10 protein-coding genes and 10 tRNA genes are annotated in these 14,192 nt (G+C 57.8%); 2 read left to right on the top strand and 18 right to left on the bottom strand.

The genetic code is table 11. The features are described from left to right. Nucleotides 1-134: IS5/IS1182 family transposase (locus VGN12_29955; protein ID HEY4313705.1), on the top strand; the 134-nt coding region annotated here is incomplete at its 5' end. A gap of 321 nt (nt 135-455) precedes the next feature. Continuing rightward, nucleotides 456-1,910 (top strand): pyruvate kinase, encoded by a 1,455-nt coding sequence (pyk, locus tag VGN12_29950; GenBank protein HEY4313704.1) that lies wholly within the window; start codon nt 456-458, stop codon nt 1,908-1,910. Between the two features lie 646 nt (nt 1,911-2,556). Here pyk and VGN12_29945 read toward each other — a convergent pair. The 18 genes from VGN12_29945 to VGN12_29860 all read right to left on the bottom strand — a co-directional run bounded on the left by VGN12_29945 (nt 2,557) and on the right by VGN12_29860 (nt 13,839). Continuing rightward, nucleotides 2,557-4,512 (bottom strand): response regulator, encoded by a 1,956-nt coding sequence (locus VGN12_29945; protein HEY4313703.1) that lies wholly within the window; start codon nt 4,510-4,512, stop codon nt 2,557-2,559. After that, the gene (locus tag VGN12_29940; GenBank protein HEY4313702.1) at nt 4,499-5,449 is read right to left on the bottom strand and encodes an ATP-binding protein; all 951 of its coding nucleotides are present in this window, start codon (nt 5,447-5,449) and stop codon (nt 4,499-4,501) included. The genes VGN12_29945 and VGN12_29940 overlap by 14 nt, the downstream gene beginning before the upstream one ends. Then, complete coding sequence (locus VGN12_29935; GenBank protein HEY4313701.1) at nt 5,446-6,489, bottom strand: ATP-binding protein; 1,044 nt, start codon at nt 6,487-6,489, stop codon at nt 5,446-5,448. Before VGN12_29935 ends, VGN12_29940 begins: the two co-directional genes overlap by 4 nt. Nucleotides 6,490-6,543: 54 nt before the next feature. Next, nucleotides 6,544-6,948 (bottom strand): anti-sigma regulatory factor, encoded by a 405-nt coding sequence (locus VGN12_29930; protein ID HEY4313700.1) that lies wholly within the window; start codon nt 6,946-6,948, stop codon nt 6,544-6,546. Continuing rightward, the gene (locus tag VGN12_29925) at nt 6,929-7,378 is read right to left on the bottom strand and encodes an STAS domain-containing protein (protein HEY4313699.1); all 450 of its coding nucleotides are present in this window, start codon (nt 7,376-7,378) and stop codon (nt 6,929-6,931) included. The genes VGN12_29930 and VGN12_29925 overlap by 20 nt, the downstream gene beginning before the upstream one ends. Nucleotides 7,379-7,392: 14 nt before the next feature. Continuing rightward, nucleotides 7,393-8,589 carry an STAS domain-containing protein gene (locus VGN12_29920; GenBank protein HEY4313698.1) on the bottom strand — a complete coding sequence of 399 codons (1,197 nt, stop codon included), beginning with the start codon at nt 8,587-8,589 and terminating at the stop codon, nt 7,393-7,395. Between the two features lie 353 nt (nt 8,590-8,942). Beyond that, on the bottom strand, nt 8,943-10,571 hold the full coding sequence (locus tag VGN12_29915) for a TROVE domain-containing protein (protein ID HEY4313697.1): 1,629 nt from the start codon (nt 10,569-10,571) through the stop codon (nt 8,943-8,945). Between the two features lie 1,356 nt (nt 10,572-11,927). Continuing rightward, a tRNA-Cys gene (locus tag VGN12_29910) sits at nt 11,928-11,999 on the bottom strand. Nucleotides 12,000-12,182: 183 nt separating this feature from the next. Then, nucleotides 12,183-12,254 (bottom strand) — tRNA-Arg (locus tag VGN12_29905). Between the two features lie 93 nt (nt 12,255-12,347). Continuing rightward, nucleotides 12,348-12,421 (bottom strand) — tRNA-Thr (locus VGN12_29900). An 83-nt stretch (nt 12,422-12,504) separates the two neighbouring features. Continuing rightward, nucleotides 12,505-12,574, bottom strand: a tRNA-Trp gene (locus VGN12_29895). A gap of 40 nt (nt 12,575-12,614) precedes the next feature. Then, nucleotides 12,615-13,211 carry an HNH endonuclease gene (locus tag VGN12_29890; protein ID HEY4313696.1) on the bottom strand — a complete coding sequence of 199 codons (597 nt, stop codon included), beginning with the start codon at nt 13,209-13,211 and terminating at the stop codon, nt 12,615-12,617. Nucleotides 13,212-13,228: 17 nt separating this feature from the next. Beyond that, nucleotides 13,229-13,302 (bottom strand) — tRNA-His (locus VGN12_29885). Between the two features lie 17 nt (nt 13,303-13,319). Then, nucleotides 13,320-13,392, bottom strand: a tRNA-Arg gene (locus tag VGN12_29880). 10 nt (nt 13,393-13,402) lie between these two features. After that, nucleotides 13,403-13,488: transfer RNA gene (locus VGN12_29875), tRNA-Ser, on the bottom strand. A 107-nt stretch (nt 13,489-13,595) separates the two neighbouring features. Further along, nucleotides 13,596-13,666: transfer RNA gene (locus VGN12_29870), tRNA-Ala, on the bottom strand. A gap of 16 nt (nt 13,667-13,682) precedes the next feature. Next, nucleotides 13,683-13,754 (bottom strand) — tRNA-Thr (locus VGN12_29865). A gap of 12 nt (nt 13,755-13,766) precedes the next feature. Beyond that, a tRNA-Val gene (locus tag VGN12_29860) sits at nt 13,767-13,839 on the bottom strand. Between the last annotated feature and the right edge of the window lie 353 nt (nt 13,840-14,192).

Raw genomic sequence — 14,192 nt, 5'->3', positions numbered from 1 at the left:
AACGCACGCACTCCTGGCTCAACCGCGCACGGCGCTTGTTGATCCGCTGGGAAAAGAAAGCCGCGAATTATCTGGGCCTGCTCCATTTTCAATTCGCTATCGTCGCCTTGAGAGCCGCCAAGGTTCTCGGATAGGCTTTTAGCGCTTTCGTGAGCAAGTCAGGTACGGGCGAGCAGTCAAGTCTGGACCTACTTCACCTGCAGCCTCCTCCGCGCCGACAATACCTACGCGGTCGCCCGAATTAGAAATGGGAAATTCCCATATTGTGGGGTCGACAGGCGAAGGCATCGTGAATTAGGTCTGGTTCATGCGTTGGTTTTGTCTTGGCAGGGACATCCTTGCCCTAAACCGCCCGAAGCGTACGATAGCCACACGACGATCTCATCACAGACTATCGCAGCCCAGCCTTTATTACCTATCACGTGTCAGACTTGCCGACGTGCGAGGTTCCGCCGATGTTTTCCGATGAACCTGGGCAAGACCCGACCAAGGCCCGAACCAAAATCGTCGCCACGATTGGGCCTTCCTGCGAGAGCTCCAATCAGCTGACTCGGCTTGTGCAGGCCGGAGCTGACGTGTTTCGCTTGAACACGGCCCACGGCGATGTTGCTGAGCACACCGCGCGGGTGTTGGCCATTAGGAAGGTGAGCCGGGAGCTTGACCGGCCGGTCGCGATTCTTGTCGACCTTGGTGGCCCCAAGATCCGCCTGGGCGATCTGCCCGGGGATAACCTCGATTGCCCGCTCGGGGCCGAGTTCCGCTTTGTTCGCGGCGAAAGCAGCAACGCCCCCAACGAGCTGGTAACCACCTATGCCTCGTTGGTCGACGAGCTACAGGTTAATAATCGCGTGATGCTGGCCGACGGGACGGTCGCCATGCGGGTCGTCGCGCGCGACGCTGATGCCGTATGTTGTCACGTCGTACAGCCTGGCATGGTACGTAGCCGGCAGGGAGTGAACTTGCCGGGTGTCAAGCTAAGCACACCGGCCCTCACGGATGCAGATCGCCAATACGCGAATTGGGCAGCCGAAGTCGGGGCGGATTTTGTTGGGCTGAGCTTTGTGCGCGACGCCGGTGACGTACTGGAACTTAAGGACTTACTCAAATCGAAGGGCGGCCATGGGCGCGTCATTGCCAAGATTGAGAAGCCCGAGGCACTTGATCAATTGACCGCTATCGTGCAAGTCGCCGACGGATTGATGATCGCCCGCGGCGATCTGGGTGTCGAGATCGACGTCGCCCGAGTACCGGTCGTGCAAAAGCAGATTATTGCTCTCGCGAACGCGTATCAGAAGCCCGTAATCACGGCCACGCAAATGCTGGACAGCATGCAGCACTCACAGCGCCCGACCAGGGCCGAAGCCAGTGACGTGGCTAATGCCATCTTCGATGGGACTGACGCATGCATGCTGTCGGGCGAAACGGCGATCGGCAAGTACCCGCGCGAGGCTGTCGAGATGATGAATCGCATCGCGTTAGTGACCGAGGCGGCATCCGCGACCGTTGAACATCGAGTTTCAATGCCCACCAAGTATGCCGTCGGCCTGCATGAAATCACGGCCGCGGTCGTAGCCGGGGCGGGGCTCATGGCACAGCAATTACATGCAAAGCTTATCGTTACCGCGAGCCAAACCGGGGCCACGGCGTTAGCGCTATCCAAACAGCGCAATTTCGTGCCCGTCGTCGGCGTCAGCCCTGACGAGGCCTCGCTCAGGCAAATGTGTCTCTATTGGGGCGTGAAACCGCTGCCTGGTCGACATGCCACGTCCCGTCCCGAATTAATTGCGCAAATTGCCCAATGGGGACGGGCCGAGGGCCTGCTGAAGCACGGAGATCGCATCATCCTCGTAACCGGGACTCAGACCAACGTCACGGGACACAACCACGTGATGGTGCACGAGATTAACTAGGTGAGCGGGGGTTGGATCGAAATTCATCCTCGCCTCGTCGGCCAGCCACCTCACTCGTCGATTGACCTTTAGCCATACGGGATGAGCCGTGGCGCGTCCATGCACAAATGAACAACCTGTTGATCGACGCCAGCATCAGTTCGCACCGAATGTTACTCGTCCAACGACGCTTCGAAACGCTTGCCTTATTACGAACGCACTAGCATCTATTCGCACAGATCGGGTGATTCGTGCCGCGGCTCTTCAGGAAAAGCGGTAGCAGCGCGACGAGCAACTCGACCGGCGCTTCCACCTCAAGAATTGTCAACCGAAACAAGTTCATCGGCGACTGCGCGACGGCAATTGATGCAGCAGCCACACGTTTGCGGCGCCATTTTGGGCTGTGGCGGAATCGCCATTGTCTGACCGGAACAGAGTGTCAGGTAGCTCCTGCCGACCTGCCGAAGGGTTCTTGACACTTTGATTTACGAGACGAGTTTATTGGAATCAGATCGCCAGGAGCGAACGGTCCGCGAGCAAGACAGGCTCGGAACCCCGGCAAACGAACGTTTGTCGCCAGTACGCTGAAGTCGAAACGGGAGCCGTCCGGCCATAGAGGCACACGCCTTTTAGTTTTCAATCATGACTACTGCAGACGTCGCAGCAGTCAACCCTTGCGACTTACTAGGGCGGCAATTGCCGCCGTTATCTCTCGGGACTCGACTGGCTTTGAAAGATTTCCCTGAAAGCCTGCCAAGAGGGCCTCTTGTCGGCTCTTGCTATCGGCAAAGGCGCTGAGCGCGATCGCCGGCAGGCGTTTCGATGTATAGCCCCGCTCGCGCACCAGGCGAATCAATTCGAAACCATCTTGGCGGGGCATGCCCAAATCGCTCACGAGTATTTCAGGTTGAAACTCGTCAATGTTCTCGAGCGCTTCCGGAACGTTGCCTACGGCCCGAACCACTCCAGCGCAATCGGTCACAATTCGCGTGAGCACTCTTCGCGAGTCTGCATCGTCCTCCACAATCAAGACACGAACGCCACTCAGATCGACCAGTTTTTCCTCAAGCGTTGTTCGCATGTCCACCCCTGACGATCCTTGAGTTTTGACGTTCGGAGCGATTTTCGTTCCAGCCGTCGGCAATCGCACGGTAAACGTCGCGCCTAATCCCTCGCCGGGACTTTCCGCGAGAACCGTGCCACCGTGCATTTCGACTAGTTGCTTGACGATGGCCAAACCTAGCCCCAGACCTGCATGTTGCCGCGTGGTACTCGCGTCCCCCTGTCGAAAGCGGTCGAAGATCTGCGGTAGCAATGTGGGACTAAGTCCGACCCCATTGTCGTGAACGCAGATTTCGATGGCGGTTCCAACTTGCTTCAGGGATAAATCGACGCTACCTCCTTCCGGGGTAAATTTGATCGCATTCACCAAAAGATTCCAAACAACCTGCTGCAAGCGCGCACCATCGGCGGAAATAGAATCGGTTGCGCGGTCAAGAGACTTATTAACGCGGATATCTTTGTCGTAAGCAGTGGGTAGAACGGCTGCCACGGCGGCGTCGACAACGTCGGCCGGAGCAACCGTACGCAACTCCAAGCGAATCTTCCCCGACGTAATTCGCGATACGTCAAGCAAGTCCGCGATCATCTCTGCCTGGATCCGCGCATTGCGCTCGATCGTATCAATTGCATCCTTCATCTCACGCGTGTCGAGACTGCCCGTCTTCATCACCTGCGACCATCCTAGAATTGCATTGAGCGGCGTGCGCAATTCATGCGACATGGTAGCTATGAAATCATCCTTATAGCGGTTGGCACGCTCGGCTTCGGCCCGGGCATCTTGCGCATTCAGCAGCAACTGCTCTCTCTCCGCTTCGTATTTAATACGCTCAGTAATATCGTCGACAATGGCGAGCCATAAACCGGGAGCAGCGTGGGTCGACAAGTTCCATTCCGATTTTATGGCTCGCTCGTTTACGCCCTGTAAAGACAGAATGCCTCGCCATGATCGAGATTCTTCGATCTCTTTGCGGATCTCATCGAAGATCGATTGACTCTCGGCTGGCACAAATTCTTGCAATGACCTTCGGCAAATCGACTCGCCTTCGCGTTCCAGCAACTCGCACAGCGCTGGATTGACGAGAACGAAGGTGAGGTCGTCGTTGAGTAGCGCAACGCCATTTGGTGCCTTCTCGAAGATGGCCCTGAAGCGAGATTCGCTTTGACGAAGGTCGATTTCCGCTTGTCTCGCACGTAGAAAGGCATTAACTGTCGCGATCAATACCGGTGGCTCGATCGGATGTGTTAGGTATCCGTCGGCGCCTGATTCCAACCCATGTACTTTGTGCACGTCCTGCACAAAAGTAGCAGACAGGTGCAGGACTGGAAGTCGAGCTGTGGTTTCGTTCTTACGGATGCGCCGGCAGACGTCGAATCCATCCATATCGGGCAGGTTAACGTCGAGGACGACTAAGTCGACTCCTGCCTGCACCTTATCCAATGCTTTCTGGCCCGTCTCCGCTTCGGAAACCGTCCAACCCGCGCTCCGAAGTACGCGCGATGTGGAATACAACGTTGCCGGATTATCGTCCACCACCAGTATATGGGCATTACTTACCGACATCTGATTCCTCATTCAAGGCGAGGTGATCCTTGCTGCCCTCCGTAGACTCTCCTACGCCCTCAAAGCGAATCGGAACTGTCACTGAGAAGGTGGATCCTAGGCCTGGTTCGCTAGTCATCGTAACTCCGCCGCCCAAAAGTTCGGATATTCTCTTGCTGAGAGAAAGTCCTAACCCGGTTCCGCGCCATTTGCGTTGCAACGGCGAATCGACCTGTACGAAGTCGTTAAAGACTGCATCATGATGCTCGCGGGCGATGCCAATGCCGGTGTCTGCAACCGAGAAAGTTACCTGTTCACCAGGCTCGCGGCGCACCGACACTCTCACTTCTCCTTTGACCGTAAATTTCAACGCATTCGAGATAAAATTGCGGAGAATTTGCGAGAGCTTCTTGTCATCGGTATATATCCGCGGAATGTCCTGAGGCTCTTCCAAGATCAATGATACGGCCTCGCTCGTTAGCAGCGGCTTAAACATGCCTCGGATCGCAGCGAACAAGTCGACCATTTCAAACCATTCCGGAGAAATGACAATGCGCCCTGCCTCAATCTTGGCTAAGTCCAGCAGGTCGTTCACCATTTCGTTCAGTTCAGTTGCCGATTGCTGAATGAAAGTTACCTGCTTCACTTGTTCCGAAGTAAGAGGCCCGTCCATTCGGTCCAAAAGAATGCGGGCAATACTCCGAATGGCACCGAGGGGAGTACGAAATTCATGGCTCATGTACGATAAGAACCGACTTTTCAATTCCGATGCTTCGCGCAGGGCTGCCGCTTTGTCATCAAGCTCGGCGTACAGTGCAACGACACCTTGGTTAGTTTCCGCTAACTCGTCGTTGAGCTGAATAATCAGGCGATCTCGCTGCGCGAGCGCCTCCAGCGCAGCCGGATATTCCGGTCGCAGCTGTGAGCCGTCCTCTGGCGTTGGCAAGGGACTATTCATGTCTGACTAGCCGAATTGTCTCGATCGTTGGGCGACACTCGCACGACAGCGATCGTCACGTCATCGCGCCCCCGAGTGAAGTCGCGATACAAGACTGCGGATATTATTGCTGGATGGGATTGCGTCAGGCCCTCGTAACAATCGAACGACCAGCGACTCTGCAAACCGTCGGAATGCATGACCAATAGTCCAGGTATTGGACATTGGTAGTCGAACTGTTGGATTTTGTGCAGCTGCGCGCCAAGCGTGCCATTATGGGAAAATAACCCGCGTTTGGCCTCACCCTCAAGTCCCCGCAAGTGGCCAGCTATGTTGCCGACGCCGACATACTTCATTTCGCCATTTGAGGAATCGATCTGTGCGGCCGCCATAGCGCCGCCCCGCGTTCCCTGCATTCGGATGTGCGCCGCACTGAAGATGGATGGTAGCGGAGCAAAGGGATCCCGATCAAAAACTATCGTGGCTTCTTCAGCCGCGGCGGCCGCAAACGGGCCATGCCCAAGCCCATCGGCGAGCATCAATGACAGTCTATCTTTCGACTCTCTTAGGCTCCACGAATCACCGCAGTCGACTTCGTTCGGCGCGGGGCAGTTTATGACTCCCCACGAGAACGAGCTTCTCTCCGACCGACGCCGAACGGTCTCTTCCACGCGGCAAAACACGATCGTGCCCGCCGGTTCTGTGGAGTAAATCTCGAATTCGGTCGACAATCGGCGTGCAGCGCCCAATCCCGTACCTGGCGTACCACCCGTGGAAAAACCATCTTCTAGGCACCGGGGCACGTCCGAGATTCCAGGACCGCGATCGATGGACAGAATTTCTACCGATTTCCGATCGGCGAATAGATGGGCCTGCGCCAGGATTAGCCCGTCCGTGGCATGGCGCGCCAAGTTGGTTGCGAGCTCAGTGACGACTATGGCTGCCTTTCCCCGATCAGCTTCGCCGAAGGAGGCTTGCTCTGCGATACGGATGACCTGCCGCCGTGCTTCTCCGACCTGACTGGGATCAGAAACTGGTATTACCGTTTGACAGGCTGGCATTGGGGCCTTTTTTTGAACGACATCCGATGCGGCCGGATTAAAGTTCGCGCGTGGTCACTTCCAGCGCGTTATGGTTACTCGGGTGCCAGCGCCCGGGCTACTTTCGATTTCAAATTCGTTGACAAGTCTTTTCGTTCCGGACAACCCCATGCCGAGCCCTTTGCCGCTCGTCCAACCATCCATCATTGCCATTTCCATGTTGGGGATGCCCGGCCCTTGGTCTTTAAACGTAAGCCGTAGGCCCGTGCGAATGCCTTCGGTCAGAATTTCGCACGTTAGTTCCCCTCCGCCACCGTAGATCACCGTATTTCGCGCCAGCTCACTAGCGCCTGTCACCATTTTCGTTTGATCGACAAGGCTAAAGCTGAGTTCCTGCATCAACCGCCGAACGGTTTGCCTCGCAATAACGATGTCTTGCTCGGTGCATACGGGGAGCTGGTCAGTTCTGATCACCGCCATCGCTGGCCTCCGTTCCAGCTGGGCGATCGTCCAAAGGACTCCCGGCCTCGTGTTTTGACAACTCCCCCAGCTCCAGGGCACGTTCGGCACTCAAATAATCCATCCCGCGCTCGACACTCAATGCCGTCTTAACCCCCGGCAGAGATAGGCCCAATTCGACAAGCGTGATGGCTACTGCAGGTTGCATGCCAACCACGACCGTACGGGCGTCGAGAATACGTGACATCCCGGAAATATTGGCGATCATCCGACCAATAAAGGAGTCCACCATTTCGAGTGCCGAGATATCGATCAGGACGCCACGGGCACCCGTTTTCTCAATTTTGGACGTTAGATCGTCTTGCAGGTTCAAAGCGAGTTGGTCATGCATGTCCACTTGAATGGTAACGAGCAGGAACTCGCCCATCCTCAGAATGGGAATTCGATCCATGAGTGCTCCACAGGTTACGATTTGAGTTTCGAAACGCATAAACCAGAACGCCTGAACGCAAGTGCGAGCGCGTCGGCAAGCGTCGCTTTCGTTGTCACTCCCTGCAGATCAACGCCCAAGTGCACAATTGTTTGCGCGATCTGAGGACGCACGCCCGAGATAATGCAGTCCGCTCCCATCAGGCGAATTGCTGTCACAGTTTTCAACAAATGCTGCGCCACAAGTGTATCGACCGTGGGCACGCCGGTGATATCGATGATCGCAATTTCAGAGCCAGTATCGACAATTCGTTGTAGCAGCGATTCCATGACAATCTGCGTACGCGCACTGTCTAGTGTGCCGATCATTGGTAGCGCCAATACGCCGTCCCACAACTTTACAACCGGCGTGGATAGTTCCAACATTTCCATTTGCTGACGATTGATGACGTCTTCGCGCGTCTTCTGGAATGACCGCACGGTCAACATTCCTAATTTGTCAATCAGTTCGGTTGCCGACCAGATTTCGGCGGCCAGGCCAGCAGGATCGCGACTCAGTTCGTTACCGATGCGAGCAAAAAATGGTTTCTTGAACGAGAAGATGAAGGTCGCAGTCTCGTCTGAGGTAAAGCCCTGCTGCACCCGGGATCGCGAAAGGCTCTCCAGGAACTCACGCACGGGCTGCCATGTGGCAGTCTCGCTGTACGTCTCTCCGGACTGGATGGCATGCTGCAGGAGTGACAGAAACTCTTTGGCTTGAGACCGTAGCTCCGCCTCGCTAACGCGGGCATTGCCTCTCGATCCGCCCGATTGCAATCCGGTAATCCATTCTTTCAGTAGATCGTCCTCATATTTTTTGAGGACTGCCGCCAAAGGCGCCTGCGATTTTGCCATGCGTTCACCCTTTCGGACTCCAATGGGAAGTCGGTAAACCGGTGATTGTAGCCCAAATGCCCCCCCCCTTCGATGACCAATGGGGCAAGGGGAGATTGCGCCAAGGCAATTGCTGCAATCGATGAACACTTCCACACGTTTTGTACGGTACCGTGTGGAGTGATGAGCGAGCGGATCGTAGACCTTGAGCCGGACCTGCGACAACAAACAAGTGGCTATATGCAAAGAACTTGCGCTCGAGGAATCATAGTATCCAGCAACGACGCAATCATTGAGATTTCGGCGGGTGGGCATTTGCTCGTGATCGTCGCGGGCGATGGGGCGCTCGTCGACGGCCACCGCGCCAGACTGCTGGACAAGGAACTGCCGAAAATTCCGCGCCACAGCTAAGGGCAGGCGGCTCCGCTCGATGAGGCCGTTGTGATGGTGGAGCGCGTGTGGTTGCAGGAAATGGGCAGCTAGGTCGCATTATCTCAATCGTTTGCTCGGACTGAAAACCACCGTTATTCGAGACGGATGACGGCCCCTTTAACGGCATGGACCAGCATCGTCATGAGCCGACGAGACAACGGTCCAACTGCGTAAGGAGGGCGTGACCTTGGTGCGCGTTTCTCTGTGCCGAGATATCGAGGCACCGCCAAAACAATATAGCCCCGACGGCTGGATGTGATCCGACCGCCAGGGCTTTCTCGTTACAACTCGATCGATTCCACTTCCGTCATAAACCGCAAAGAGTCAGCCGTGAAGAACCCGGCCACAACCTGGAACACGGCGTCACTGAAGCCGCCGACATTCAGGATGTCAGTGCGGTCCGGGGCCTGTGTGGTCGTGTAGGCCTGCAAATCAATGCAGACCAGTCGCGGACCGTCGAAGTCCCGGCCATGCAGCCGGACCTGGTTCTTCACAAACTCATTCCACTCGGCCATAACGGCCGTCGAGCCGTGGCGGCCAACGCCGATCCAACTCTCCTGATCGCTGACCAGCACGCAGCCAGCGAACTTCCGTTCGCGCATTCCGTGGTTGGCGAATGCCAGCGGCAGCGCACAATTCGTGCCACCGCCACCGTAACGGGCCAGCCGCTCGGCCAGACTCAGGATCGTATCCTGCGGGTCCAGCCGCGCCTCGTGCACGCGGTCGTCGAACGGGACAACGACGCTGTCCGGGTTGCGACGCAGGATCGCCGCCGCGAACAATGCCGCCACGTCGACGCAACGCATCTTGCTCGTTGCGCCGCGACCACGGTGACCCGTGACCGCCGACTGCATCGAACCCGACACGTCGAGACCGACCACAACAGGTCCCGGCAGCTCCGGCACGTTGCCGCAGGCAATCTCGGCCGCCTTATGCAAAGCAGCCTTAATCTTCTGCGGTACGTCACCGCCGGCGGCCATGTAGGCAGCCAGGAACTGGTACGGGAACTGCCGCGAGCGACGTACGTCGTCCGCATCAGCCAACCGACCCGCAACATAGTCGACAAGCGCATCGCCGTCCTTACCCGTGAAGACGCCATGACGAACCAGAGTGTTCAGGTTCATCCGCAGCGCCTGCGGACCCATCAGTCGAGCGATCGTCTTCCACACAGCCGGACCGCGCGCGGCATCAGCCAACAGGTCCCAGCGAGCGCGGAATTCGCGCAGCGCTGCAACCTGCTCATCGGCCGTCTGCGCAGCGCGGTAAGCAGTCAGTGCACTGACCTCGCGCGGCAGGTCGGCCTCGGTGGCCGGAGCCCACTGCTCGACAGGCTTATCGGTCAGCCAGCCGAACAAGGCACGCCGCGCATTGTCGACCGGCGTAGGCCGGGCCAATCGCAATACGTCGCGCAGGCTCGGGTCATGGCCGATCGATGCCGATAGCAGCTTCTCAACACTGGCGCGGTTCAACCAACGCTGGAACGCACGCTGCAGCGATGCCGACAGACTCTTCCGCTCGAACTGACCAGAGCGGATCATCTGTAGGACCGTGCGCAGCACGCGGCCATTGTCGACAACGCGATCGAATGCGCGGTGCATCAACTGCGGGTCGCGCTTCGACAGTAGTACCAATAGCGCCGCCGGCATGTCCTTCATCAACGCACGCTCGCGCGCGTAGATGGCCAGCTTTGCCAGGTATTCGTTGTCGTCGACCTGCGCTACCAGCGCGCGCAGCGTGTCGAGCTGATTGGCCGCGCTCGCGTAGAACGCGCCGTTGAAGCAGCCGGTTGCTGCAATCTGCGCCAGTGCGTGCTTCGGCGGCAGCCGGTAGGCCGGCGCGAACTCCTCGTTGCGCGCATCAGCCCGCGGCAGCCAGCTCTTCGGGCTTGCGAATAGTGACTTGTTAGCCATGATTGCCCCTCCTTTCAAAAACGTGATCGATCCGACGAAGTGTCAAGCAGAGCCGCCGCACCGTTGACCTCGACATTCGCCGCGGCGCGGTACTGGGAATTTCCGGTTCCCTGGCATAGGTGGTGGATGTACTCCGCTCAGTCAGTCGGCTCGATCACAAGCTCAAAGACACTCGACGAGGTGGTGCGCAGAGCGTTACCCCTGCCGATCGCTTGGAAGCGAACGTCAGAGACCGGCACCATAGGTCTGCCCCAGGGTGCCGGGCGGGATTCGAACCTGCAATTACCATGTACTCCACACGGGCAGTCGAGTGTTGTTTTGGCGACCGACGAAGTTGTGACCAGAGCCTTTACGGTGCTCTGCTATTGAGCTACGGCGCGGCAATCGAGCGTTCAATTGCGCCGGCGGGATTTGCACCCGCAACCCCCGGGTCTAAAACCATGTACTCCAAGTCGGCAGTCGGTCGTGTTTCTAAGTACGGCGACGAGGGAGCGGCCAGAGGCATTTCAGTACGGGAGTTGAACCCACCTACCACGCTCTTGCGTAATCCCAGACCCCGCTGGACTGAGCCGATGTACTCCAAGCCTGCAGTCGCCGAATTGGTTTTCTTCAGGCCAACGAGGAATCGTCGAGAAATAGCTTTCGCGTTACGGCCGTCCGTATGGACAACACCTGTTGCCCACCGTTGACTGGCGACGCTTGTCTACGAGAGACTCTGCCGCCCTTCACTAGCCGGTCGCCCGGCCTCGCTACCTTAGGACCGTCATGTATTCCCGACCGGCAGTTGGCCCGTCGATCGTCTTGTTTCGTGAATCATCTCCTCTGCGGAAAACAAACGTCCAACGAAGGGTTGCCAAGACATCGTGCCTTTCGGCACACCGTAACAGGGTGTTGATGTAGTCTCGGCGTGCAGTTGGACTATCTCTCAAAGACGCATTTCATTTGCCTGGGTTCGCAATGTTTGTCTCGTTCATCGTCGTGGCTTCGAGTGCGGTATCGCGGCGACTTGGTGCTCATCGTCGTAAACGATGCAACCAGGCTGCCGAGTTCGCAGCGTACGTACTCCGACATCCTGTGCCCGAAGTGGCCAAACCAGATCCCAAGCGCGCTGCACCAGCCGAGACCGTGCGCGGAACCAAAACACGGCTCTCGCGTCGCGGGCGTCCAGTGCAGGTGCTATCAGGTGGTGCGCAAACCAGCGCAGCTCGCTACGGATGTGCGCAGACTCTTCGGCGGCAAGCGACACGTGCTGAAGCAGTCACTCCTGTGCGTAAAAGATGCCCAGTCATTGTCCCGACTCAGGACAACGGAGCGTCGTTTCAAATCGCAGGAACATGTTGCACTCTCCTTTCGTTAAGACGCCGGCGGGAGTCGAACCCGCTTTGAACTGCTTTGCAGGCAGTCGCCGTGCCGTCTGGCTCCAGCGTCATCGCTAAAGTGTCCTTGCCAGGAATTGAACCTGGTCCTCGACCTTCGCAGGGTCGTATGCTGATCCGGCACACCCCAAGGACATGGTTTGTTTCAGTACCTTGCCGACGAATCGAACGTCGTCCTGCAGCTTCGAACGCTGCCGTGCAAATCCGGCACACTCGCAAGGCCTCATTGCTCAAGCGGCCCGTCCAGGAGTCGAACCTGGTCCTACGGCTTAGGAAACCGCTGTGCGCTCCAAAACACTTACGGGTCACAAAATATCCCGACCTGGACTCGAACCAGGACCCGGACCTTCGGAGGGTCCGATGCAATCCTCTACACCATCGGGATTCAATTCTCTTCAAGAGCCGACGACTGGATTCGCACCAGCATCAACCTGCTTACAAGGCAGGCGCCTTTCTAAGTCGAGCCACGTCGGCTTTTTTGGTGCCGACGCAACCCGGCAACTTGCTTTGTGCCTGTTCGGCCGCGGCAAGCCCATTAGTTGCATGGGACGCATCAGCACGAGCGCGAGGAGTCGAACCCCGTCCGCCAGCTTTGGAGACTGGCTGCTCTCCCAGGAGCACACTCGTGTAAAGGCCCGCAGGAACAAGCCCTGCGGGCGACTCATCGCTACTTTTCCAGCGGGACGTTCCAATAGGTCTCGCTGATAAACTTCGACCAGCTTTCGATCCGCACGCTGTTGCGAGCGTAGATCGGCTTCCACGCCGGCCGGACCGGCGCCTTGCGGAGCCGCATGCCGGCCTGGTGCGGCGTACGGTCAGCTTTGCGCTTGTTGCAGCCGATGCACGCCAACACGCAGTTGTCCCAGGTCGAGGTTCCACCCTGCGACCGCGGGAATACGTGGTCGATCGTCAACTCCTCACTTCCCGGCTGCTCGCCGCAGTATTGGCAGGCCCAATGGTCCCGCTTGAATACGTTGCGGCGGCTGAAGCTCACGGCAGCGCTCGGCAGCCGGTCGTACGCCGACAGCACAATCACCTCGGGCACGCGCAGCCTAAGCCGCACGGCCTGGATGAAGGCCTCGCCGTCGCACGGACGCAGGTCCGACCAATCGGCCCACGTGTATAGCCGGTAATCAGCCGGGTCCACGACGTGCGCCGACTCATTCCACAACAGCACCAGCGCGCGCGACACCGTGGCCACGTTCACCGGCTGCCAGTTGCGGTTCAAGACCAGCGTCGGGTTGTCGAGTACCTTTGCGACCATCACGCACTTCCTTTCAGGGTGTCCGAACGGAGTCGAACCGTCACTTTCTGGTTCACAGCCAGACGTGCAGAAACCGCTACACCACGGACGCCATATGTATTGTCAAAATGCCTCGACCAGGATTCGAACCCGGAACGCCTTGTTAGAAGCAAGGCATGATCATCCCTTTCACCATCGAGGCGTTCTTCCAGCGGAAGGCAAGGGATTTGAACCCTCATCCCGCGAGCGGGAACCGCCTTAGCAGAGCGGCGCGGCCAACCATATCCGCCTACCTTCCGAAGTCAGTGGACTCACCGGGAATCGAATCCGCCGCATTTCCAAGAGACACTGGTCAGACTGCCAGCCTGATGTCTTCCCTTTGGACCATGAGCCCGTTTGTTGCAGTGGACCGCCGGGGAGTCGAACCCCGATTTCCTGGTTGCAAGCCAGGCGTCGTCCCGTTGGACCAGCAGCCCATTTGATTTGTTGCAAAGGTCCGTCCGGGATTCGAACCCGGCCTTCCTCCGTACCGAGGAGGTGTGCCGCCGAAAACACCTACAGACCGTTTTTGCAAAATGATCCCGGATGGAGTTGAACCATCTCTCTCCTGGGTGTCATCCAGGCGTCTTAGCCGTTGGACCACGGGATCGTATGTCAGTGACCGGCGACCACTGCTTCGCAGCGGTGCCCGGAGTCGAACTCACAGAATCACGAGGCTCTCGACCTCGTCGCTTTACCAGTTTGCGTGCCCGGCCATAGCGGCGCGCTCTGCCCCTTGCGCGCCAAATTGCAGGCTCGGGTGTTGCACCCGACGGTCCGGGCTTATGAGGCCCAGCTGAGCGCTGGCTCGCCTGCGTCAATTTAAGAGCCTATCCGAGTACCGAACCGTTTGGCTGCAAGCATCCGTAGTGCAGGTTGAGGAGACCATTCTCGATTTGCACGGAGGTGCCTGTGGGCGATCAATCGACGTCAAAGTTTCACCACATCCCCGACGCGCTGTGG

The organism is Pirellulales bacterium (assembly GCA_036499395.1).
Lineage (GTDB): Bacteria > Planctomycetota > Planctomycetia > Pirellulales > JACPPG01 > JACPPG01.
This window is presented reverse-complemented; position numbering and strand designations above follow the sequence as displayed.